General features: G+C 54.0%; 20 protein-coding genes and 1 tRNA gene. 7 read left to right on the top strand and 14 right to left on the bottom strand.

Features of this window, described 5'->3' with window-relative positions:
* Positions 1–4: 4 nt before the first annotated feature.
* Positions 5–1057 (bottom strand): thiamine phosphate synthase, encoded by a 1053-nt coding sequence (locus tag DFR37_RS14280; protein ID WP_113933984.1) that lies wholly within the window; start codon positions 1055–1057, stop codon positions 5–7.
* A complete protein-coding gene (locus DFR37_RS14285) occupies positions 1050–1916 on the bottom strand; it encodes an ATP-binding protein (protein WP_113933985.1) in 867 nt (288 codons plus the stop codon). Before DFR37_RS14285 ends, DFR37_RS14280 begins: the two co-directional genes overlap by 8 nt.
* 351 nt (positions 1917–2267) lie before the next feature.
* Here DFR37_RS14285 and DFR37_RS14295 point away from each other — a divergent pair, with 351 nt between their 5' ends.
* The 4 genes from DFR37_RS14295 to DFR37_RS22840 all read left to right on the top strand — a co-directional run bounded on the left by DFR37_RS14295 (position 2268) and on the right by DFR37_RS22840 (position 5777).
* Positions 2268–3233 carry a polyprenyl synthetase family protein gene (locus DFR37_RS14295; protein ID WP_113933987.1) on the top strand — a complete coding sequence of 322 codons (966 nt, stop codon included), beginning with the start codon at positions 2268–2270 and terminating at the stop codon, positions 3231–3233.
* Positions 3234–3370: 137 nt separating this feature from the next.
* Positions 3371–3447: transfer RNA gene (locus DFR37_RS14300), tRNA-Pro, on the top strand.
* Positions 3448–3666: 219 nt separating this feature from the next.
* A complete protein-coding gene (locus DFR37_RS14305) occupies positions 3667–5256 on the top strand; it encodes a tyrosine-type recombinase/integrase (RefSeq protein WP_113933988.1) in 1590 nt (529 codons plus the stop codon).
* Between the two features lie 266 nt (positions 5257–5522).
* The gene (locus DFR37_RS22840) at positions 5523–5777 is read left to right on the top strand and encodes a hypothetical protein (RefSeq protein ID WP_147251628.1); all 255 of its coding nucleotides are present in this window, start codon (positions 5523–5525) and stop codon (positions 5775–5777) included.
* A 210-nt stretch (positions 5778–5987) separates the two neighbouring features.
* Here DFR37_RS22840 and DFR37_RS14310 read toward each other — a convergent pair whose 3' ends face one another.
* The 4 genes from DFR37_RS14310 to DFR37_RS14325 all read right to left on the bottom strand — a co-directional run bounded on the left by DFR37_RS14310 (position 5988) and on the right by DFR37_RS14325 (position 9901).
* Positions 5988–6617: a hypothetical protein gene (locus DFR37_RS14310; RefSeq protein ID WP_113933989.1), complete on the bottom strand. Its 630-nt coding sequence runs from the start codon at positions 6615–6617 to the stop codon at positions 5988–5990.
* A 532-nt stretch (positions 6618–7149) separates the two neighbouring features.
* A complete protein-coding gene (locus DFR37_RS14315; RefSeq protein WP_113933990.1) occupies positions 7150–7758 on the bottom strand; it encodes an AAA family ATPase in 609 nt (202 codons plus the stop codon).
* A 337-nt stretch (positions 7759–8095) separates the two neighbouring features.
* On the bottom strand, positions 8096–8443 hold the full coding sequence (locus DFR37_RS14320; RefSeq protein ID WP_113933991.1) for a single stranded DNA-binding domain-containing protein: 348 nt from the start codon (positions 8441–8443) through the stop codon (positions 8096–8098).
* 81 nt (positions 8444–8524) lie between these two features.
* Entirely contained in the window at positions 8525–9901 is a 1377-nt protein-coding gene (locus DFR37_RS14325; RefSeq protein WP_242341847.1) for a replication-relaxation family protein, read from the bottom strand.
* Positions 9902–10630: 729 nt separating this feature from the next.
* On the opposite strand from DFR37_RS14325, the gene DFR37_RS14330 reads away from it, so the two are divergent.
* A complete protein-coding gene (locus tag DFR37_RS14330) occupies positions 10631–11260 on the top strand; it encodes a hypothetical protein (RefSeq protein WP_113933992.1) in 630 nt (209 codons plus the stop codon).
* Here the strand turns inward: DFR37_RS14330 and DFR37_RS14335 are convergent.
* From DFR37_RS14335 to istA, 6 genes are all read right to left on the bottom strand, one after another.
* Positions 11238–12287 (bottom strand): filamentous hemagglutinin N-terminal domain-containing protein, encoded by a 1050-nt coding sequence (locus DFR37_RS14335; RefSeq protein ID WP_113933993.1) that lies wholly within the window; start codon positions 12285–12287, stop codon positions 11238–11240. The two genes, DFR37_RS14330 and DFR37_RS14335, sit on opposite strands and share 23 nt — an antisense overlap.
* A 306-nt stretch (positions 12288–12593) precedes the next feature.
* Positions 12594–13301, bottom strand: coding sequence for a transglycosylase SLT domain-containing protein (locus tag DFR37_RS14340; RefSeq protein ID WP_242341846.1), 708 nt, complete (start codon positions 13299–13301; stop codon positions 12594–12596).
* Between the two features lie 355 nt (positions 13302–13656).
* Complete coding sequence (locus DFR37_RS14345) at positions 13657–14550, bottom strand: DMT family transporter (protein WP_113933994.1); 894 nt, start codon at positions 14548–14550, stop codon at positions 13657–13659.
* Positions 14551–14657: 107 nt separating this feature from the next.
* Positions 14658–15404: an SDR family oxidoreductase gene (locus DFR37_RS14350; RefSeq protein WP_113933995.1), complete on the bottom strand. Its 747-nt coding sequence runs from the start codon at positions 15402–15404 to the stop codon at positions 14658–14660.
* A gap of 266 nt (positions 15405–15670) precedes the next feature.
* Positions 15671–16447 (bottom strand): IS21-like element helper ATPase IstB, encoded by a 777-nt coding sequence (istB, locus tag DFR37_RS14355; RefSeq protein WP_113933996.1) that lies wholly within the window; start codon positions 16445–16447, stop codon positions 15671–15673.
* Positions 16444–17475 carry an IS21 family transposase gene (gene istA, locus DFR37_RS14360; protein WP_113933997.1) on the bottom strand — a complete coding sequence of 344 codons (1032 nt, stop codon included), beginning with the start codon at positions 17473–17475 and terminating at the stop codon, positions 16444–16446. The genes istB and istA overlap by 4 nt, the downstream gene beginning before the upstream one ends.
* Before the next feature lie 236 nt (positions 17476–17711).
* Between istA and DFR37_RS14365 the strand changes: the two genes are divergently transcribed.
* Positions 17712–18545 (top strand): IclR family transcriptional regulator, encoded by an 834-nt coding sequence (locus tag DFR37_RS14365; RefSeq protein ID WP_113933998.1) that lies wholly within the window; start codon positions 17712–17714, stop codon positions 18543–18545.
* Between the two features lie 81 nt (positions 18546–18626).
* Here DFR37_RS14365 and DFR37_RS14370 read toward each other — a convergent pair whose 3' ends face one another.
* Positions 18627–19712 (bottom strand): aromatic ring-hydroxylating oxygenase subunit alpha, encoded by a 1086-nt coding sequence (locus DFR37_RS14370; RefSeq protein WP_113933999.1) that lies wholly within the window; start codon positions 19710–19712, stop codon positions 18627–18629.
* 177 nt (positions 19713–19889) lie between these two features.
* Between DFR37_RS14370 and DFR37_RS14375 the strand changes: the two genes are divergently transcribed.
* Positions 19890–21065: an ABC transporter substrate-binding protein gene (locus DFR37_RS14375; RefSeq protein ID WP_113934000.1), complete on the top strand. Its 1176-nt coding sequence runs from the start codon at positions 19890–19892 to the stop codon at positions 21063–21065.
* Between the two features lie 273 nt (positions 21066–21338).
* On the opposite strand, the gene DFR37_RS14380 is transcribed toward DFR37_RS14375, so the two are convergent.
* Entirely contained in the window at positions 21339–22241 is a 903-nt protein-coding gene (locus DFR37_RS14380) for a LysR family transcriptional regulator (RefSeq protein ID WP_147251629.1), read from the bottom strand.
* Positions 22242–22260: the final 19 nt, after the last annotated feature.

Genomic DNA, 22260 nt, shown 5'->3' on the forward strand with positions numbered 1-22260 from the left:
GCTTCTAGCCCGCCGCGAGCAGGCCCCGCATTCCGGCAATGCCATGGGCGCCGTGCTGACGGGCGCTGGCCAGCGTGGTCTGGGACTGGCCGCCAATTGCAAATACGGGCAGCCCCGAAGCTTGAGCCAGTGTGGCAAAGGCATTCCAGCCCATGCCCGGTTGGTTCGGGTGGGAAGGCGTTTCAAGCACGTGTCCCAGCACTGCGAAGTCGGCATTCAAGCTGCGCGCCGCGGCCAGGTCTTGCGCCGTGTGCGCCGAAACGCCCACCAGCTTGTGCGACTGCAGGTGCGCATCGGGCAAGGGCGCTTCAACCGGCAGCGTCGTGTCGGTCTTGGCGGCGGGTTGGTCGGGGCCAGCGCCTGGGGCGCTGATCGCCGCCGCCTGTGCTGCCGCGTCCCGGGCGCGCCAGTGCACGCCGTCCGCCTGGGCTTGCCATGCTTGCGGATGCACGCTGTTGAGGAGGCAACGCGCGCCAAACTCGTGGCAGCACCGCAATACTGCTAGAAAGCCTTCATGGACTTCGTCTTCGCACGCCTGCTCGGCCCAGGCAGGCTCGCGAAACTGCACCAGCCGCACGCCCGCCTTCAGGGCCGCGGAAAGCTGTTCCAGGAAGCCGGCCAGCCCTTGTTGGCTGCCGATGGCGGTGACCAGATAGCGGTCGGGCAGTTGCAACCAGCGCAACGGCGGCTGGGTGGCAGGCAGCAACGGGCCTACGTCCAGGGGCGCGTGGGGATTCACCCAGGCCAGTCTTTGGCCTTCGATGCCGGTCGGGCTGCCTTGCCACTGGGTAACGCGGCAAAATGCCAGGCGGACGATGTTCTTGGGGTACTCGTGCACATAGGTAACCCAGGGCGTGGCGGTGGTGACGACGATGTCCAATTCTTCTTTCAGTTCGCGCGCCAACGCCTGCAGTACGGTTTCGCCGGCCTCGATCTTGCCGCCGGGCAACTCCCACCAGCCCGGCCAGGGCTTGTCGCCGGGTCTTTCAGCCAGCAGCAGCGAGCCGTCTTCTTGCAGGATGAGCCCTGCCGCAACATCGATGAACGGCTTAGACATAGCGGGCGGCCCAGTCGCGTGCGAACTGGCGTGCCACGCGGCCCGAGCGCGAGCCTCGTTCCAGCGCCCATTGCAAGGCCTCGGTGCGCGAAGCTTCGATGTCGGCCTGCGCGCAGCCGTGAACGCCCAGCCAGTAGTTCACGATATCCAGGTAGTCGTCCTGCTTGAATGGGTAGAACGACAGCCACAGCCCGAAGCGCTCGGAAAGCGAGATTTTTTCTTCGACAGTTTCGCCCGGGTGGATCTCGCCGTCTGCCTGGTGCTTGGCGTCCAGGTTTTCGCTCATGTATTCGGGCATGAGGTGGCGCCGGTTCGAGGTGGCGTAAATAAGGACATTGTCGCCGGAGGCGCTGATGGACCCATCCAGCACCGACTTGAGCGCCTTGTAGCCGGGTTCGCCTTCTTCGAAGGAGAGATCGTCGCAGAAGATGATGAAGCGTTCCGGGCGCGGGCCGAGAATGTCGACGATGTCGCCAAGGTCGGCCATGTCGGCCTTGTCCACTTCGATCAGGCGCAGCCCCTGGCCGCTGTATGTGTCCAGCATGGCCTTGACCAGCGAACTCTTGCCCGTGCCCCGGGCTCCTGTCATAAGGACGTTGTTGGCCGGCTTGCCCGCCAGGAAATGCCGGGTATTGCGGTCGATGATGTCTTTCTGGCGGTCGATGTGCTGCAAATCCTGGCTGTGGATGCGCGAAACGTGCCGCACCGCATCCAGCCACCCCCGCGAACCGCGCTTGCGCCACCGGAACGCTTGGGCGGACCAGTCTGTTTCGGGCGGTGCGGGCGGCAACCAGGCTTCAAGTTGCGCCAGAACGCGTTCGGCGCGGCTGATGAGCGTGGTCAGATCAATGGAACTCAAGGTTTTCTCCGGGCTCAGGATGGCAAAGCGTTATTATCGCCATTTTAATAAAGGGCTGCTGTCGGCCCGCCGCTTGTCTGATTTGAATGCATGCGGCAATTCAAGCGCTTGTGGCAGGGAGCGGAGCGCGGGGAAGGGCGTTTTTGCACGCTGGCGCAGCATAAGCCGGACACCTGGCCGCAAAAACGTATAATCGTAGCCTTGATCCGCATTGCAATCGTCAGGACCAAGCATGCAGGCATGCTGTATTGTTGTGCCGCTATTCCAAAATATGGCATGGCGGGCGCGCACAAGGGTGAAATGCGGCGTGTTTATTTGGCCTGCCGGCTTACTTGAAACCTGGATTTTCTTTTGAATCTTGCCGAAATAATCGCTCCTATTGCCGACGACATGAACGCCGTCGACGAGGTCATTCGCCAGCGTCTCAGTTCCGAAGTGGTTTTGATCCGGACCGTCGGCGACTACATAATCGGGGCCGGCGGCAAGCGCATGCGTCCGGCTCTGTTGCTAATGATCGCCAAAGCGCTGGGTTATCGCGGCGCAATGCACCACGTGCAGGCGGCGGTCGTCGAATTCATCCACACCTCCACCTTGTTGCACGACGACGTGGTCGACGAGTCCGACCTGCGGCGCGGGCGCAGCACGGCGAACGCCGTTTTCGGCAATGCGGCCAGCGTGCTGGTCGGCGATTACCTGTATTCGCGCTCGTTCGAGATGATGGTCGAAGCCGACAGCATGCGCATCATGCAAGTGTTTTCGCAGGCCACCACCATCATTGCCGAAGGAGAAGTGCTGCAGCTGCTTAATGTGCACGATCCCGACGTATCGCTCGAGCGCTATTTGCAGGTTGTGCGTTACAAGACCGCCAAGCTGTTCGAGGCGTCCGCCCAGGTCGGCGCAATTGTCGCCCAGGCCACTCCCCAGCAGGAAGAGGCCGCTGCCGCCTATGGCCGCCACATCGGCACAGCGTTCCAGCTGATTGACGATGTGCTGGACTACAGCGGCGATGCCGAGGCGCTGGGCAAGAATGTGGGCGACGACCTGCGCGAAGGCAAACCCACCTTGCCGCTGATCCGCGTCATGGAAGTCGGCACGCCCGCGCAAAAGCAGCTTATCCAGGAAGCCATCAAGACCGGTGAGGCCGACTTCAAGGCGGTTGCCCAGGCCATATTCGAAACCGATGCCCTGCAATACACGCGCCAAGCCGCCGTGGCCGAGGCCGAAAAGGCAAAAAGCGCGCTTGCCGCCTTCCCGATTTCCGAACAACGCGAATCTTTGCTAAAATTTTGCTCTTTCGCGGTTGAACGAGACCGCTGAAAGCCATCGTATTGCCTTTGCGCCCAACCGGCGCGGCAAGGCGAAATATAAAGCGGTGGCGAAAGCGAGTAGTATTGAAAAGCAGTAAAGGCCTGGCTTTTTTCCCTGGAAGCCAAGCTGGCGGTAATGTCACAAGTCGGGGCGTAGCTCAGCCTGGTAGAGTACTGCGTTCGGGACGCAGGAGTCGCATGTTCGAATCATGTCGCCCCGACCAAACGAAATAGTTTAAAACCTTGTTAATACAAGGACTTAGGCGCACGGCAATGGTCGTGCGCTTTTTTGTTTTTGGACGTAGATTTGCCATCGGTGACAAAACGGTGACAAATCCACGGCTTTCGGTTGAGCGTAGGAGCTTTTGTGTTTTGAGCAAAAACTTTTCGAACGAATAAAACAGCGAGCTACAGGGGGTTCCTTTTCTAATTAGGAGTCCGCCATGGCCACCATTCTTAATCGTAGCCGTTACACCGTCGCCGTCAAGCACCGCGAGGATCTGTATAAGGAGTTTCCCTGCACCGCCAAGCAGGCCGCCCGTGAATATTGCAAAAGTCTGCGTTCTCAAGGCTTAAAGCCCAAAGTTGCGCAGCTTGAGAATAAGATTCTGGTTCGAATTCGTAATAAGGGCTTTCCCGCAGAGGAGGGGCAGTTTGAGTCCATGGCCGAGGCTGAGCATTTCATTCAGAAGGTGGAGAGCGAGCATCGAGAAGGAAAGGCAACGACCTTTCTCAAGAGTCGCAAAATATCCTTTGTGCAACTGCTGGAACGCTACATTTTGCAGGAAGGTCCCAAACGCCCTGTGCCGTGGGAAACCGTGGAGAAATATCGGTTCAACAAATTTCTTCGCGAGGGTACTGGAAACTTTAATGTCCGTGAACGTCGGAAACTGGCGAAAGAACTGGATGTTGCTCTCCAAGATTTGCCAAAGAAGTTAACGCCCGACCATCCCTGGATGCAAAAGCCGTTTGCCGACGTAACTGCGGAGGATATCGAGGATTACATTCAAGTGCGTCAGGATGAAGGCCTTATGCCCTCCACGATAGACCGGGAACTGGATAGTATCTCCGCTGTGTTTTCTGTCGCAATCAACGTTTGGGGTTATTCCGTCACGGAGAATGCCATGAAGAAAATACGCCGACCCAAGTATTTCAATGAGCGGGACCGTAGACTCAAGGTGGATGAGCGGCGACGGTTGTTGTTGGCGGCCTGTGCTGAAGACAATAGACGGTGCTATTCCAGTTTTGTGGATGAGATGATGGAGCAGGTGCGCAAAGGGGAGTCGTTCGGTACCTTAACGGCTGCAGAACGTAAGGTGCGCACAAAAGTGTTACGTGCGCAGTTTCATGCACGAGCGGAAAAGGAGTGTGACCCGGTGTCAACGTTGGAAACGCTCATTGTTTTCCTGCTGTGTACGGCCGCCCGTCGGGGGGAAGCCCTTGCGCTGAAATGGGAGCACGTTGATTTGGAAGGACGGTCCGCACACTTTCCCATGACGAAAAATGGCCGCCCGCGAACTGTCCCTCTTCGGCGTGAGATCGTAAATATGCTTGGAGATTTACCCCGAAAGGGTGATAACGTATTTAACGTTTCGGTCGACACATTAAAGAACGCGTGGCAACGGATGCTCAAGGGCGCGGCAATCAAGGATCTGCATGTTCATGACTTGAGACACGAAGCGATCAGCGCAATTGCGGAAACTGGAAAATTTTCGCTGATTGACCTGCAGGCGATCAGCGGCCACAAGGACGTACGGATGCTGCTTCGATATTCACACCTGTGCGTTAGAAAGCTGGCCACCCGATTGGATGAGGTTTTCGCCCAAGAGCACGAGGAAGATAGCGCCCAGAAGACGATTCACCGCGGGCGGATACGATTGCCGAGTGGTAAAGGCTTAAAAATGGGTGACCTTATTCAAGAGTCGATTCAAGCTGTTGCCGTAAGAGAGCCTGAAGAGGTTAAGTTGGATATGGCTGCCTTGTCGCGGAGTGCCGTTGTGGTTGAAGAGAAGGAGCAGCGCGCCGCGGCCTAAAACAAAAGGGGGGGGGCTAGTAGACCAGCGCTGGTGCCCCTTACCCGTTGTTAAGTTTGCGTCGATGGTGCGCATTTTTTGTTGTTACGAGTTGCGAAACTAGGACACTGATTCATAACGGCGTTACGTTACTGACCCATTTTGTCTCGGAGTTACGAAATTGAATTCGTCATGGAGTTACGAAATTGAACGGCTTTGTAACGCCGTTATAAAAATATAAATTGTCTTTGCTATATGAAGAGTCATAACTTTTTAGAACTCTGATAATGAAAGACAAAAACGACGATAAAACGTGCGAATTAGCACTCGTTGTGCTTGAGGCTAAGAAAACGCCGGGCCGGCCCAAAATTTACTTTGATAATGCTGCTCGTCAAGCGGCGTATCGCGCTCGCAAGCGAAGCAACGGATTTAGAGAAGTGTCGCGATTTTTTCTGGACGTGCGCGACATTAACAAACCTTTGAAATCAAGCACAATTGACTTGTCAGAAGTGCGGCGATCGCGTCTTCGCCGTTCTTCTTAGTCTAACCGCCAAAATCTCATGTGGCCCCTATCAAGATGTGGATGGCCAGCTTTTTGTGCGCTGACGAAACTACGCCATGCAGGTGCGCCATGGCCTCATGGCCGTGACATGCGTTTGTGGCGTTGTCGTAGTAGGTGCCGGCCAGGTGGCCGCATTCAACGAGTAGGCCCCTCACCTTGAGGGGCCTATGAGAATAAAGACCTTATGCTGTTAATGCATCGGCCCTACAACGTCTTCCATAGTTCTGATGTAGTCAGGCCCTTCCAAAACATTACTGATGACAAATAGCTGCACTTCGTCCACAGTTTCACCTGGCAAGGACGAGGAGAGTGCTTCGCTTTTGAGCAGCTCCAGGGTTGCGGGCACCAACGCGGTCAATACATCTTCAGCTGTTAGGTCTTCCGGTACATGTACCAACGCCCGCATTGCCTTGGCGTCGGGAAAAGGGTGGGGACTTTGCAGTAGTGCCAACTGGTTGGTCTCTGGCACATCGACGAAGCAGGCGAGCGTTTTATTCTGAATGCACCAGTCCAGCCAGGCTAGTGACTGCTCGTCAATTAACGGGATGGCTGCTCGCGCTTGAAAGTTACCGCTTTGGATCGTTACGACCGCTAGCATATAGCCGGTTAGCATGGGATATAGAGTGAAGCGTATCGGGACTTGGTTCCTGGCTTGTTCCAGATGGCGCAGATGTACATCAGGAAGAGAAAGCAGCAGCGCGTATCCGTTGAAGTCAGGCCCTTTTTTCAGGGTTGTGCCGATCGTATCTATATCGCGGGGGGTGAGCAGGCGGCCAGTACGGAGCCGCCCTATGTTTTCGTATGCGAGTTGGGGACTCATGGTTTTCCTTTCGAAAGAGTTGGCCATGTAAGCAGGGGGCTTACGCTACGTATAGCGAGGCTTTCGAAAGATGCGTGAGGCGACGCGGTCCTTGCTGTGAGTGCACCATGTGGTCAACGACGCAGAGCGTCAGAAATGGGTAACGCCGGTAACAACGTAACGTGTGACTGGGACCGGTCATTTGCCAGGTTAGGCTTTGACGTCAAAATTGCTTGGTACTTGGTAGTTATCGGACGTAACAGGGGTAACAAGAAAACCGGGCCCGACAGAAGTCGTTAGCTTGAGAGACGCACTGAACACCACTGCCAGTGATGGTGGGGGGGAGGACATGAAACTCATATCTAAAAAATGGCGGGAGTTTAAGGCTAAAAAGATATGCCTATAGGAACTAGGCAATTCCGCCCGTTACCCAATGAGTTAAGTAAATGTCCTTTTCACACAAAATTATTAATGAACATATTTTTATGTCGTTCCCGTACGAACTGAAAGACACATTTCGCACGTTGTTCAAAACGGCAAAATGGAACTCCACTCAAAAAGCCTTTGTCGCAGCCCATACACCGCAAAACCTTCGCAAATGGGAGAAGTTCATCCAAGCGGCAGACACTGCGAATAAATTACTTGCGCAGAAGGACAATGAAGAAGCAACACTCAAGGATCTGGAGGAACTAGCAGATGCGGCAAACAAACTTGTGATAACGCTGACTACTGACCTTGAATGCGCTCGGCAACGTAGTGTGGATGTGCAGAAAGACACAGCGCATGCAACGGCTAAAGCAGCAGAACTGCAAGGCGCCATTTCGGATAAGCGTGTAAAGGTATTGCTTACCACGACCTTTTTACCTGCTTTGAGTGACTGACGCGTCATGTTTTGGCACCAGGCGTGTGCATCCCGAATGCGCGCGGCGTCATATTGGTAGCTCCCGTTTTGCATAAAGAACATATCGGCTTCGTAGTGTTCGTACCCGAGAAGTGTCAGTACCTCGGCCATGGTCGATTTACCGCTACCGGGTAAGCCGCGTATTAAGATCAGTTCGCCAGGAGCCTGAAAATGGGTGGGTAAGGGTATCGCAATCTGACTGTTGTGAGGGTGACGTAGCTGAATGTTCGCTTGATTGGGTGTGGATTGAAAATTTTCCATTTGATGACCTTTCTATAGAGTTGATTAAGTGGCCTTGGTTTAGAACCCATGTTTATATTTTTGATGGCTTTTTATAAATAGTGTTTGATGAACTAACCAGTGTGGATATTCACCAAGCGACCCCCAAGAAGGCGGTCAATTAATAAAAGAAAAAGAGCGCGTCTGCGCCACTCCTTAATGGGGGAGGTAAAACGCAACGCAGGTGCTCATGGGCCGCCTGTGATGGTTGAGTGGGATATCGATATCCAGGCTCTTCTGCGTGTGGCCTATCGTTAACAGGTGCTTTATCCAAAAAATCGGCCACCGTAAGCGGTAGCCGATTTATGTAATCAAAAAACTAGTTTTTTACTTCAGTTGCGGTTTCAGGCTGCTCTTCAGATGCTGCCCGTGGTGCGGGCTTGCTGATTTTGCTGGCTTCAAACGCAATAATAAGAAGTGTCCCGGTCGGTTTTCCTTCGCGTGACAGATAAAAGTCTGTTTTCAGCTTTCCTGTGACTTTCACAAAATCACCTTTAGCTAGGCCTGGGTCTAGATCCCGCATGATGCGCACGGAGTACCACATGACCTGTTCTGAGCTTGTGTCGTTGCGATGGGATTCGGCAATTCGCATTTCATAATAGAATTTTCCTGACGATTTGGACTGTTTTCGAATCGGGAGGGTACCTACGTTCGCAAATACTTGCATTGAGATGTCCTTGACGTGGCGATGAACCTATTCATCTACTTCGTATAGCAAGCTGTGGAAAACGTCTTTTTCGTTCCTTGATTACAGAAGCGGGGAGGTTGGCACCGGCCAGGGTGATTGGCCAGCAGGCCGCCGGTAAGGCAGGTAGTCCTCCGAAAACCACCCAGCGGTTGAGTATTGGCGCCGATTGTCGATCCTAACTTTTGGCAACCAGAGGGGGAGCATCTGGATAATGACATGTCCGACCAGTGCGGGCTCAAGGCCGGTTCTGTCACTCCCGAATTTCTTTATGATTTCCGTCCAAACCTCAAAGACCCCAGTACTACTTTCTTTCAGTATTCGTGTGCCTTGTGTTGAAAACTTCAATTCGCCGGGATCATTAACCAGCTCTTGAGCGAGCGACATCGCACGCTTCAGAATGCGCTCTGATTTTGTGAGAACGACTACGGTGCCTAAAACATGTCCATTCTGCAATTGCCTGCCCACGGCTCGGAATAGGGCGGTTAGGCATGCTTCTCGATCTGCGCCGCGTTTGCTACGGTCAATTTCAAACCATGTCACAGTAGACTTGCCCCCCGGGCTTGTCGGCTTCTCGTAAGCGATGGCATCGGGACGCAGGATTCTTTTTTTTGACCCGTTCCCTTTGAGTATGTTGACCGTGATCAGACCTTGACTAACAGGCTCGCCTTTCCCAGTGTTCCGGTTCAGGCTCTTCATCAGCTCTGTTTCTGTCAATGCCGATAGCCCACGAACTTCACAGCAGGTCACGATGAAGTTTGACCAAAGAAGGTGTTCGGGGTTCGTCATGTCGCTGACGCGGCGCACCGATGACGACGCGTCAACACCGCGGTCGTCGAGCCACTGTGCTCCTTTTTGTGTCAGCCCATACACATGCTGTTGTCGGTCGGTGCGATAACGAATGAGGAGGTTGTCTTTGACCATAGAGCGCATTGCTCGTTGAGCGGCTGTCAACGCGGCTTTGTAAGGACGTTCTGGGAAGCAGATGGCGGCTACGTCAAAGGTCCTGATGACGCGGAATCGGTTGGCAGCAGAGAGTGCTCGAAGCCGGATGGCCTGGCGTATTTGCCCTGTTGAGGCCACGTTGGTCAGACCTCTATCGATACGGTAGGGTTTTTCGTGCTGTGTTTCTGGCTCTGGTGCCTTTGTTGTTCTAGCCCCGGTGGCACGGGTGGCGTGGTCATGGGGGAGGTATCCCGTTGGCACCCGTTCTTGGCCGGTTTTGTCAGCGGCTACGGTTTTTGACTCGACGTTGTCGTGTGCCAGCGCGCCGTTAATAGAAAGTGCTTGAGCAAGGGGGAGCTTGAGCATGATGTTCTCGCGATGAAGAAAGTGTTCTAGGCCGCTGTGCATCGTTGTTACTCGATGCGCAAAGGATGTGCTTTCTATAGCGATGTCTTTAGCGACAACATGTCGCAAAAGACCAGACACCACGCGCATTTGCCAGTGTTTGTGCTGGCTAGGACTTGAAGAGCGGTCTTTTTATGGCAGGGGGCAATTGTTCTTTCCCATAAAATGCCCTTGTGGGCGCGGGGGCCCACATCCTCAACGTATTCGTCGCGACGTCCATCTAAGGCGAAAGTACTACTCCGGCTGCGCCGGGGCGAAACCCCGCCGCCGACCGCATACCGTACTGTCAAATATAGCTGTGCTTTCAGGGTCGTCGGCTACCGTGTTATCAGCATGCCGTTTCATCTTCGTTTGCCCCAAATGCGGAAAGCATATGTACTCACGTCCGCACTCGGGGACCCCGACGAAAGCCTAAGCCAGGCCATGGGGCCAGGCTCCGTGCGTCCTATGTCTGCATGCCCAGGCCGGCGGCGGGGTTTCGCCCCACCTTGCCGGCCAGTCGCGAGCAACTCTTCTCCCAAAAACCTTCTGTCATCAGCAACCGTGACCCCAATACGCAACCATCGCATTTTCAAAGGACTCGGCTGAACGCCTCGCCGTCCTCCTGCTACTGCCGTCAAGAGCCTGGGATCGGTGCCTTCGGGCCGGGCCTTTATGAAATCGTACTGGGCGATGGTGAGGGTTCTACCGTTGCGTTCTGCGACACAGGCATCAGTCCCCAACGCCACCGTACCCACCATCCATCTGTCCCTATGGTCGCAGGCGATTGTTCACCAGGGCGCTATACGGTGTATCTACAAACGTACTGGAGACAACCCGATGGCTTTCATCATCAAGAAAAACAAGTTTTCTGCTCGCATAATTCGACGTACCTACGTTCCGAAAGGCATGCAGGACAACACGCACTCATTCTTTGAGGACACTACCGTCGGCAACATCCCTTTGGCAGCAACTGAACTGCCGCCAGGTTTCCCCGCCTTAACCGAGCATGAGCTTGGACGAGTTGAGTCTTCGGTCTTTGAACCGGCGCGCCAACTCGCTATCAAACAGCGATTGGCTGGAGCCGAGCATGAGGCGGATCCTATATGGCGAGTTATGGAAGCGATGAAGTGGATAGGGGAGGCCGCGGCACGGAGCGAGAACCGCCCCTTGGCAGCAGATGTCGTTCAAGACTTGCTGGCAGCAATGCAAACGTTGAAGACAAATGAGCCTTTCGGTGAGGCAGTATCTTCGGACCCTCTGGAGGTCGTTAGGTTGGCTGGGAAGGCTGCTGTTGCTGCTATTGAAGGCGGTTATTACGGAGTCAATAAGGTTGGCGTTTCGATGAAAGATAGCCCGGCGGCAATAAAGTGGGCGGAGGTACGCTCAATCATTTTGGATGATGACACGAAGAGCATTAAAGCTGCGTTGCAAGCAAAGGGCTGGGTCAAGAGTAGGGGAAGAGCCTAACTCTAATACCTGTGTGTATATGCCAGGTGCCGGTTTTGCCGTTGGCAGCCAGGGTGCTGATCCTGGCTGCGTCGGCCACCTGAACGTATGCACCCGAGGTTTCAATGAAGCCGCCATCGCCTCCGTCAGGCGCCGACGCATCCAGCGTACCGTTCACCGTGCTTGTGCCCGCCTCCATTCCTGCCAACAATACGATTTGGCCTTTATGACTGGCCACGGTTTGCGCTTGAATCACTCCGGTGTTATTCACCACGCTGGCCAGCAGACTATTCTTTGCCCCCGCGCTCATCAAGACCTGCCCGCCATCGGCCACGATCAGTTGCTTGTTCTCGGCCAGCGCATTGAGCTCGTTCGCATCGACCTGCATCGAGAGCAGGTGGTTGGCATCAAAGCTCAGGCTCACGGCGCTGCCTGCGCCCAGAGCCGCCGTGCCGCCCGGCGCGTTGATCGTACCCTGGTTCGATACCTGCCGGCCCAGCAAGGCCACATAGCCGCCCGGCGCAGCAGTGATCGTCCCATGATTGACCACAGCGCCTGCGCCGCTACCACTGAAGTGCCGCGTGGCAGAGGCCAAGTCGCTATCGCTTATATTCAAAGTCGAGGCCACCAGCCCGCCCACATTTACTTGGGCGCCGGCACCAAACACAATCCCGTTGGGATTGATGAGAAATACCTGCCCGTTCGCGTTCAGGCTTCCCAAAATTTGGCTCGCGCTCGTATCGGCAATCCGGTTCACGGCAATGGCTGCCGCATTGGGCTGCACGAAGTTCACGGCCTCATGTGCGCCCACATTAAAACTTTGCCAGTTCAGGGACAGATTTTGGCTGGCTTGGCTGACCGTTGTGTTGCCAGCCGTCTGGCTAATGGCGCCCGAACCGGCTGTGATCTGCCCGCCGGTGGGTGCGGCATAGCTGGGTAGCGTCCCGAACAGGCTGCCTACGAGAACCAGACCGCCTAAGAATCTGTATGAAGATCCACTGGCAATACGTCGCAATTGCTTGGCGTAAAGAACATTTTCTATTTGCACGGGCTACCTCGTCATTTTTATCGGGCCCAAGCAAGCAAAGATAAGTTCACTTACATTAAGGTGAGTAAGTGTAAGCTTCCAATTTCCATAAGTACAACAAAAAAATAAGCCACCAGCGAAAACAATGGCGCCTTAACAACGGCATTGTTTGAGGCCAAGAAAACTTCCCATGCGAATTGCTCGCAAGCGGCGGTTTTAGCCCCTATGGACTGCTTATCACCCCACGCTCTATCTGATCGCGCTTGATGGATTCAAAACGCCCTGGGGAACGATCGCGGCGAGCATTAGCGCGACGCCAAGCGCGCCTTATCCTGCCTGTCCTGCCGATGATGGGTCAAAGAGCCCTGGGGTCATCGCCACTTGGGCTGCGGCAGTATCGGCAACTTGCGCCAACTTGCGGGACTCGTCAATGACGGTCTTTGCATAACCGCGAGCATTGCCGGAGTATTTGGGCAGGGCCTCCGACAAATCGCCGTCAGCCGATTCCAGATATTCTTCCAGTATGTCGGTGCCCACGCGAATATTCACGACTGGGTCAAACAGCGACTCTGACGCATGCAGCTTTTCTCGATGCCAGCGTCGGACCACCTGCATCAGCCCTTGCGCACCGTATATGCTTTGCACTTTGGGCCGAAAAACGCTTTCTTTTTGGATGATGGCGATTAGCAACTCGGGGTCAAGCCCAATACGGCGGCTGGCTTCCTTCCATGCAAGCTCTACATACCGCTGCACTGTCTGCGGCGATTGGCGCAGCTTTTCCGCAAGATATTCAACCTGCGCCTGCTTGCGGGCCTCATCGACGATAGAGGCTAGATCCTGTACTTGTTCCAGGTCGATTCCCAATGCAGGAACTGGCTTGGCTGGTTCTGGCAGCGCTGGCTTCATCTGAGCATCTGCTGGATGCGCTTGTTCCGGCCGCTGATAGACGGGATCGAGCGCGGTAATTTGCTCTGGCGCGGCAACCGCCACATCGCCGGCTGGCTCCCCAGCCCAGGCACCGGGAGAGGCAAGCAAACTGCCCGCAACACAACTCGCGGCAGCAAATAGCAAGGTTCGGTTATGAACTTGGCGATAAAACGGTTTAATGCAAGTTAGTAAAGTTTTTTTAGCAATCATCGGTCCCAGGCGCCCATAACCACACGCACTCGCAGAAGAAAGCTCCTGAATTGGTCAGGCGGCTTCGCTTTTTTGATTGCTATATGGATAGCCGACTCCTGCATTGCCTGGAGCCGAGCGGTTTTGAAAGGCGTCGTCAATTAAAGTTGAAAGACGGCGCAATGGCGCCGTCCTTTTCCTTCAAGACCATAACACTACAAACGTTGCTGCAATGCTAAAAGATGTAAGCGCATTTTTCGGCAAAGTGCCTGCTCTAGTGACGGGAGCTGTTTCTCCCACGATATTCAGCAAAGCCAATCCCTGCCAATATCATTATCAAAGCAACTGCATGATAGAGGTGGAACGCCTCTCCGAGGATGATGACCGCCAGCCATGCCCCCCAAATGGGCAGCAGGTTAATGAACAGGCCAGCCCGGTTCGCGCCAATCAGCTCCACCGCCCGAATGTAGAAAACCTGCCCCAAGAGGCTCGGAAAGATGGCGATATAGGTGATTACCGACCACCCTGACAGGTCTGGAACTATGGTGGCGCCTTGTGCCATTTCAAGGGCCAGCAAAGGCAAGGACGCCAATGTTGCCCCAAGGCAGAGAACGAACATCAAACTAGTCCAGTGCATTTGAGGCTTGCTACGTAACGCAGCAGTATAGATTCCATAGGAAACGATCGCGGCAAGCATTAATGCATCACCAAAATTGATGTCAAGAGCAATCAAATTGCCGAAGTCACCTCTTGCTGCAATGGTGATCACTCCTATAAAAGAAATGACAAACCCTATCGCCTGTTCCAGGCCTACACGGCTACCAAACAAAACGAAGCTGGCACAAAATACGAAAAGCGGCATGCCTCCTTGCAAGATGCTGGCATTGATTGCCGTGGTGTAGACCAACGCGTAATAGAGCGCAACGCTGAACCCCGTAAAACCAAGCGCTCCCATAAATAACAGATAAGCCAGCCGTGGCCGAATAGCGGGCCAATCCGCGGCGATCTGTTTTCTCTTGAAGACATACAGTGCCACCATGACTACCGACCAGCGAATGGCGACAAGAACCATAGGAGAGGCATGGCCAACCGCCAATTTGCCCGCTATGGAATTTCCTGCCCACATGAGCATCGTCAATGCCAGAAGAGCGTAGGCTTTATAAATCACAACTCATTTGATCCTTAGCTGTACCGGACCTGCGGTTCTGAAGCTGTATCCAGCTTGATATGGGGGTATCAACGAGAGTGAACGGACTCACGTAAGGAGCCAGTTCGCTAATAGGCCTGCAGTGTCGGTCTGAATACAATTTCATTCACGTCGACGTCCTCAGGCTGGCTCATGGCGAACGCCACAGCACGTGCGAATGAGTCCGCAGGAATAGCAACCTCTTCGTAAAGTTTGTTGATTCGCTCGGCAACCACCGGATCGGTCACTGTATTGGGGAGTTCAGTGGCAACGGCGCCCGGCGAAACGACTGTCGTGCGAATATTGTAAGGCTTGACCTCTTGGCGCAGCCCTTCCGATAGCGCCAGCACAGCATGCTTGGTGGCCGAGTAGACGGCGCCGCCCGGGCCAACCTTATGGCCGGCCACGGAAGAGACATTGATAATATGCCCGAATTTTTGCTCTTTCATATAGGGCAGCGCCGCTGCAATACCATAGAGCACCCCTTTGATATTGACGTCGATCATCCGGTCCCAGTCATCGACCATCAGGCTTTCAAGCAATGATTGCGGCATCAATCCAGCGTTGTTTATCATGACGTCGATACGTCCATAAGTTTGCACAGCCACATCGACCAATCTCTTTACCTGCTCGCGCTGTGTAACGTCCGTTTCCAAGGCGATTGCCTTACCGCCGCTGCCAGCCAGCCTGGCTGCCAATGCGTCGATACGATCTACGCGCCGCGCTCCAAGCACCAGCCTCGCCCCTTGCGAGGATAAATGCACGGCGGTCGCCTCACCCAAGCCGCTGCTTGCGCCCGTAATGACGACAACTTTGCCTTCGATGTTATTGCTCATTTCCGACTCCTGTTTGATGCTGGATGGATTAATGGCCTACCAGCTTTTGCCGATCTGGCGAGCAACGATCATATCCAAGCACAGCCATGCGCGTGACAAGCGGTAAGGTTTTTATGGTAGCAGCTGTAGGAATATTGCTTTGTCCAGGCACGTTCGTGCATTATCCATAGGACGACAGCTTGCTCGCACTGCCCTCCTGGTGTCAAGCGCATTTGAAATTTGAGCCACTTCGCGCAAGATCGCGCAAAGTAAATCTGAGCCAGTGATTATTTGGCGGCAGCCGGAAAGTGCCCGGCCTTGCGTTGTTGTTTAAGCCGGTAACTGTCCCCTTTGATTTGAACGATATGTGAGTGGTGCAGAATGCGATCCAGCATGGCCGCCGTCAGTGTGGTGTTACCGCCGAAGGTCTGGTCCCATTGGGTAAATGGCAGGTTGCTCGTCAGTACCATGGATCCTCCTTTCTCATAACGCTTGGCAACGATCTGGAAAAAATGGCTTGCCTGGTCGCCGGTCAGCGGCAAGTATCCGATTTCATCGACGATAAGCAAGCGCGGCCCCAGCACGTTATGGCGCAGCACGGCGTTATAGCGTTCTTGGCGCATGGCAGCCTCTAGTTGCAGCATCAAATCAGCGGCAGTGATGAATTTGGTTTTTATTCCGGCCTGGGTCGCGGCGTATCCTAAAGCGATGGCCACATGGGTTTTACCGACGCCGGAAGGACCCAGTAGCACAACGTTCTCCCCCCGATCAATAAACCGCAGGCTCGCCAGCTCGTCGATCTGCTTTTTAGGCGCCCCTGCGGCGAAGCCGTAGTCATATTGATCCAGGGTCTTGATAGTCGGAAAACCAGCCATACGGACCAGTGTCTGGCGAGAACGTACTTGGCGGGTGTCGCGCTCCAGGGCGAGTGCCTGTTCTAGGTAGTCAAGAAAGCTCCACTGCTTGCCTATCCCTTCGGCAGCAAGCGCCCGGTAATTGTGCATTAGCCCTTCAAGCTTGAGCGTCTGGCAATGGGCGTCGATGCGTTCATGTTGCAGATTCATGCGTGCACCTCGCTCAGCAGTTGCTGGTAGACCGACAGCGGGTGCTGCAGTGATGTGCCCAGGTCAGGCAATGGGCGCTGAGTAAGGACAATCGATTGTTGCGGCACACGGGCAAATGCCGGCAGTGGCTGCAAGGCGGCTCGCTCTTGCTCATCGAACAGCACAGCGGGGGCCTTATTGGTGACCGGATGAATGCGCTGATTGGCGACGTCGCGCAACCACTTGCCCACTTCAGCGTTGGCCGTATCCACGTCCAGTATCATGCCGCATTGCTTGAGCCAGCTGGACAAGGGAACATAGAAGTTGCCACGCAAATAACGATGAAAGCGTTCAATCTTGCCTTTGGTACGTGCACGGTACGGTTGGCACAGACGCGGCATGAAACGGTAGTGCTTAGCCAGATCCAGCATCCCCGCGTGCCAACGATGGTGGCCGGGACCATACGCATCGCGATCAATAACAATCGTCTTGGCGTTATCGTAAAGAATCTCCTTAGGCACACCACCCAGACGCTCGAACAAGGCATGATGGCATTCAACGAGTGTGGATGCCTTCTCATTGCTGGCAAATCGAACCCAGCGCCAACGGCTGTAACCGAGCGTGGCCGTGAAAGCATAGAGCGGATTGCTGCCCCGGCGAAACACGACAGAATCGCATTGCATCTGACGACCAGGCGCCGTCTCGAAACGCACAACCGGCTCGGGCGTCGGTGCCGGCCGATGCGCTTGCATGAAGGCTTGCACGCTGCGTAGTTGCCCCTGATAGCCTTGCGCCTTGAGCTCTCGCAGCAGCGCCGGGGCGGCGATCGTATCCGGTTCAGCAGCCTGCATGCGCTGCACGATGTAATTGTGAAAAGGCTTCAACTTCGTGGGCCGAGCTTCACGCGGTTTGTACCGTGGCACGTCCGGCGAGGCGAGGTAACGCGTTACGGTATTGCGGGAAATGCCCAGGCGTTGCGCGATCTCGCGCAGTGACAAACCTTGGGCCTTGAGTACATGGATGGACATCCACTGATCCTTCTGAAGCATCGTTGGCCTTTGCGCACAAAAGGCTAACTTTACGAAAAAGTGGCTCAGTTTTACTTTGCGCGAAGTGGCTCATTATTACTTTGCGCGCAACACTGGGAATGCGTGGCTGCCGGCGTCGCGCCGGAATAGAGGTGCGACGCAACCAGATCTAGCGCTTCATCGCCCATGTCTGTGCTCGAACTTGCTGAACCATTCATCGTTACACTAAGATGGTGAATTAAGTGTACGGATGACCCATGGCAGAAAAATCTTCGCTCGTAGATCAGAATAACCTAGAGGCGGCACAAGGCAGTACGCGAAGTACCAAACCCCGCGGGATTCAGTCAATCCTTATCGGTTTCCATGTTCTAGATCGACTGGCCGAGTCTCCAACTCCGCTTGGGCTGAAGCATTTAGCCGAGGCCAGCAACATGCCAACCAGCAAGCTGCGCTTTTATCTGGTTAGTTTTCTGGAGCTTGGTTTAGTCGTACAAGAGGCGCCTAGCGGACGCTACAGCCTGGGTCCGACCGCATTACGCCTCGGGCTGGCAGCCCTCGAAAAATTCGATATCGTTAGCCTCGCCCGCAGCGAAATGCGACTGCTGGCGGACCAATTAGGGTTTTCAGTATTTCTTGCCGTCTGGGGTACGCACGGGCCTACAATCATCGACCGGGTAGATGGACGCAACCGCACCGTACTGGAAATCCGCGTAGGAACGGTGCTGCCTTTGCAAACCTCCGCCATGGGGCGCGCTTATGCAGCCTTTCTTCCCAAAGCAATAATCGCCCCGCTTCTACGACTCGAACGCCGACAAGGCCTTAAGGTAAATGGCTTTCCGATGCAGGGCACTCCCGAAGGCAAGGAAATCCACACATCGCGCTTGTCGGCCGCATCCGGAAGGCTGTTGGCGGGGTTTACCGCCATCGCCTCGCCGATACTCGATCGAGCAGGTGCGCCAGTGGCAATGCTCTCTGTAGTCGGGCCTGTAGGTCCTTTGAAAGACAGGTACGAGGATACGCCCGCCCACGCCTTGATCGAATTGACAACGCGATTAAGCCTGCAACTGGGGTGGTCGGAAGAAGACAGCTAGAATGTCATGACCAGAATTGGCTGCCCGGAACTCTTAGAAGCTCAGGGGCCCTGCAAGAGCTTTGCCGGTGCGATAGTAAGCCTACACCTCCTCCAACAAGGCGAACGAATGCTCAGGAACCAGGCGCGGCGGTGCTATAACATGCTTGGGGTCCGCTGCTTCATCTTTTAGACGCTGCTCCAGCAAACGACGAGCTTGTATCGGTGCTTGATCCAGCTTGATTGCAACCACCGGAACCTCTGCATTGCGTTCCTCCATTTGCTTTTGCTGAATTTCAAGAAGGACTTTGTCTTGATCGAACGTAGCAGCGATCGCCTTTTGCACTGATTCCGTCATCGCATGGTCTTCTATTTTATAGTTGCGAACAAAAGCCCAGAAATAATGTGTGCAGGTCTCTGTCTCGGGGGTCAACAAATGCAATACGTGGCCGATCAACGCTCCAGAACGATCTGTATCGACCGGATGAAAACCCACGATTGTAAGGTTGATGGACGGCACCAGATTGATGGCTGACTGCCATCTATTGATGGTGGTGGCGCCCCCCAGAGACATCGCGAAAAATGGCGGCGCATCAATATTTGGCATTTCGCGGTGGGCCCGCGTTAAGCAATTAGCTTCGACCGTAACATTCACTGCATAACTGGCTATTGACTCTTCCTCGTCGTTCCCAATAGTGTCCTCGTGTACATACGTTTCGTGGCTGAGATCGAGCAGATTATCGTTGAGTAACCTGAAGTTGGCATCGATATGATGATAGCCGCGCGAGGCTGCCCACTCTGCGCTGTTATTCCAATGAACATCTGGAATTAACTCAGGGTCGGCAAGAGCTTCCTCGCCCATCCATATCCAGGCAAAACCATGACGCAGTACGAGCGGGTACGTCTTGACCTTGGCAGCGGCAGGAATATTGGCCTGTCCAGGGACATGAGTACATTCGCCTTCTGCAGAAAAACACATGCCGTGGTAACCACAGCGGATTTCGTCATTGATGCGCTTCCCCCTGGACAGAGGCATTAGACGATGGGGACAGGCATCGTCCATGGCTGAAAGAAGCCCCGCCGACGTGCGGAACATGATCACGGGCACATTCAATATACGTCGGGCAATAAACGGTTGATCAAGCTCAGCCTCAAAGGCAGCGATATACCAAACATTTTTTACAAACATGATCAACTCCTGTGGAAAATTTGGCGGCCGGCATAGTGCAACACTACTGTCATAGAGCAACTTTATATCATGTTTTAGGCTATTCAAAACTAGGGAAATTACCAGACTCTCGTATAAATTGTTTGATGTTATTGTATCGAGACAACAATATTCTCAAAGACAACTAAGGAGAACCGGATGAAATATAAATGGATTGCGCTATGTCTAGTATCTGCTCTTGGAATGCTAAGCACTGCCGCAAATGCCGATGAAATCAAGATTGGCTATGTCAACACCTTCTCGGGATCCGGCGCCAACTTAGGCAAGCATTACCGCGATGCATTCGAACTCGCCTTGAAGGAACTGGGCGGAAAAATGGCCGGGCTGGACGTCAAGGTCGAGTATGGCGATGATCAACTAAAACCCGAAATCGCCAAAAGCGTCGTTGAGCGGATGGTTGAACGCGACAAGGTGGACATTGTGGCTGGTTTCAATTTCTCGAATGTGCTGCTGGCTTCACTCAAAACAGTGACCGGTGCCAATAAGCTGCTAATCAGCTCGAATGCGGGCCCTTCGAATCTCGCCGGCGAACAATGCGATCCAAATTTTTTCGATGTTGGTCAACAAAACGACGGCGCAAGTGAAGTGCTGGGCCGGTATTTGAAGAAGCAAAACGTAGCAAGCGTATACGCCATCGCGCCTAATTATCAGGCCGGCCGCGATATGATCGCGGGCCTCAAACGCGGGTTCGGTAAACAGCTCGCCGACGAAGTGTATACACAATTGAGTCAAACCGACTTTCAAGCGGAACTGAGCCAGATACAAGCCGCGAATCCCGCAGCAGTATTTGCGTTCATGCCGGGAGGAAATGGCATCAACTTTGTAAAACAGTGGGCGCAAGCTGGCCTGATCGGCAAGATACCGCTCTACTCCGTGTACTCGGTGGACCACACCACTCTGTCGGCAATCGGTCCCTCTGCTGAAGGCACATTGGGCGTTTCACAGTACGTAGAGGATCTTCCATTCGAAGCCAACCAGGAATTCGTCAAGAAATTCGTCGACCACTATCACTACTACCCTTCTGAGTATGCCGCCAGTGCTTACGACACGGCGATGCTGATCAATAGCGCTGTAGTGGCCACCCATGGCAAACTGGATGACATTGATGCTTTGCGGGCAGCAGTGCAAAAAGCGGATTTCAAGTCAGTGCGCGGGCCGAACTTCAAGCTGGGCCATAATCACATGCCGATTCAGAACTATTACCTGCGCGAAACTGTAAAACGAGAAGATGGCAAGTTCGGGTTCGTTACCCGCGACACCGTCGCGGAAAATTACAAAGACCATTATGGCGCTCAATGCACCAATATCAAGTGATCGACGCCATACGCAGCGACAAAAAAAGAGATAGGGTTTTTAAGCAAAGATGCCGACTGTCTAACGGCAATCAGCAAGCTTGGCAATTGACAGGCTTTATTCCAGACCGAAACTTTATCTCCTCTTTCAACGACGAGACGAAGAAATAAAGTCTCTCGATTATTTCATGTGAGTGTTTCTGGAAAACGAAGTAAAGTCTGTCGACATGGTTTTCGGCGCCTAGCCGCCTAATAAATTGAACGAAAGGCTGTCGAAGTAGTTCCGGTTATATCACTAGAGCGTCATCAAGGCATCCCGCACAATGTCGATAAACCATTTCTGTGCAGGATTGTTTTCATAGCGCTTATCCCAATGCAGCGTAACTTCGATGGAAGGAATTTCTATGGGGACCGGGAGCGTTTTCAATGGCGCATATGCTTCGAATACGTGAGCAACGCGGGATGGCAATATAACAAGCAAGTCGCTGCGAGAGATCAATTGAGGCAGCACAGTAAAATGAGGTATCTGCAACGCGACGCTTCTCATCACCCCAGCTTTGCGCAACGCTTCTTCTACTTGCCTATGTCCTGAGTAATTGGCAGATACAAATGCGTGGCGCGCAGCAAGAAACAAATCGAGCGACAGCGAGTCCTTAATGACCGGGTGGTTTTCGCTTAAGAGGCATACGTAATGTTCGTTGAACAGCGATATATGACGCGTGAGAGAAGAGATGGAGGCTAAATTTCCCACCGCAGCATCGATCTTTCCCGAAGCCAAGCAGCCGGAAACTTCATCGGCCACAAGTTGCACCACCTCTAGTTCCACACGAGGACCGTATTGCCCCATTCGCTCGAAAATAGGAGGCAAAAAGTTTGCCGCTCCAATATCAGACATGGCGATTTTGAACCGACGTGTGGACTCGGCGGGAACAAAACGGCGGGTCGTTTCAATAGCATCATCGATCGCTAACAGAGCGGTGCTGAACCGACGATAGCACTCATGGGCGGAAGCTGTTGCGATCATTCCGCTAGAGCCCCTCAGGAACAATGGGTCGTTCAAGGTGTCGCGCAGCTTGCTTAAACTATAGCTTACGGTCGGTTGCGTTACGCAAAGCCGTTCGGCTGTCGTAGTTAGGCTGCCAGTCTCATAGATAGCTATAAAGGTTCGCAAAAGCTGCAGGTTCAACTGTTGTTCCACCACGCCTCCATATAGATAA

Origin of the sequence: Eoetvoesiella caeni, assembly GCF_003315175.1 — a bacterium.
In the GTDB taxonomy this organism is placed as follows: domain Bacteria; phylum Pseudomonadota; class Gammaproteobacteria; order Burkholderiales; family Burkholderiaceae_B; genus Eoetvoesia; species Eoetvoesia caeni.

What these genes read in the sequence shown, in the direction of transcription:
- DFR37_RS14305 (WP_113933988.1), top strand. Translation starts at nt 3,667, where the DNA reads ATGGCCACCATTCTTAATCGTAGCCGTTACACCGTCGCCGTCAAGCAC.
- DFR37_RS14315 (WP_113933990.1), bottom strand. Translation starts at nt 7,758, where the DNA reads ATGGAAAATTTTCAATCCACACCCAATCAAGCGAACATTCAGCTACGT.
- DFR37_RS14280 (WP_113933984.1), bottom strand. Translation starts at nt 1,057, where the DNA reads ATGTCTAAGCCGTTCATCGATGTTGCGGCAGGGCTCATCCTGCAAGAA.
- DFR37_RS14350 (WP_113933995.1), bottom strand. Translation starts at nt 15,404, where the DNA reads ATGAGCAATAACATCGAAGGCAAAGTTGTCGTCATTACGGGCGCAAGC.
- istB (WP_113933996.1), bottom strand. Translation starts at nt 16,447, where the DNA reads ATGAATCTGCAACATGAACGCATCGACGCCCATTGCCAGACGCTCAAG.
- istA (WP_113933997.1), bottom strand. Translation starts at nt 17,475, where the DNA reads ATGCTTCAGAAGGATCAGTGGATGTCCATCCATGTACTCAAGGCCCAA.
- DFR37_RS14320 (WP_113933991.1), bottom strand. Translation starts at nt 8,443, where the DNA reads ATGCAAGTATTTGCGAACGTAGGTACCCTCCCGATTCGAAAACAGTCC.
- DFR37_RS22840 (WP_147251628.1), top strand. Translation starts at nt 5,523, where the DNA reads ATGAAAGACAAAAACGACGATAAAACGTGCGAATTAGCACTCGTTGTG.
- DFR37_RS14330 (WP_113933992.1), top strand. Translation starts at nt 10,631, where the DNA reads ATGGCTTTCATCATCAAGAAAAACAAGTTTTCTGCTCGCATAATTCGA.
- DFR37_RS14365 (WP_113933998.1), top strand. Translation starts at nt 17,712, where the DNA reads ATGGCAGAAAAATCTTCGCTCGTAGATCAGAATAACCTAGAGGCGGCA.
- DFR37_RS14375 (WP_113934000.1), top strand. Translation starts at nt 19,890, where the DNA reads ATGAAATATAAATGGATTGCGCTATGTCTAGTATCTGCTCTTGGAATG.
- DFR37_RS14325 (WP_242341847.1), bottom strand. Translation starts at nt 9,901, where the DNA reads ATGCGCGTGGTGTCTGGTCTTTTGCGACATGTTGTCGCTAAAGACATC.
- DFR37_RS14370 (WP_113933999.1), bottom strand. Translation starts at nt 19,712, where the DNA reads ATGTTTGTAAAAAATGTTTGGTATATCGCTGCCTTTGAGGCTGAGCTT.
- DFR37_RS14310 (WP_113933989.1), bottom strand. Translation starts at nt 6,617, where the DNA reads ATGAGTCCCCAACTCGCATACGAAAACATAGGGCGGCTCCGTACTGGC.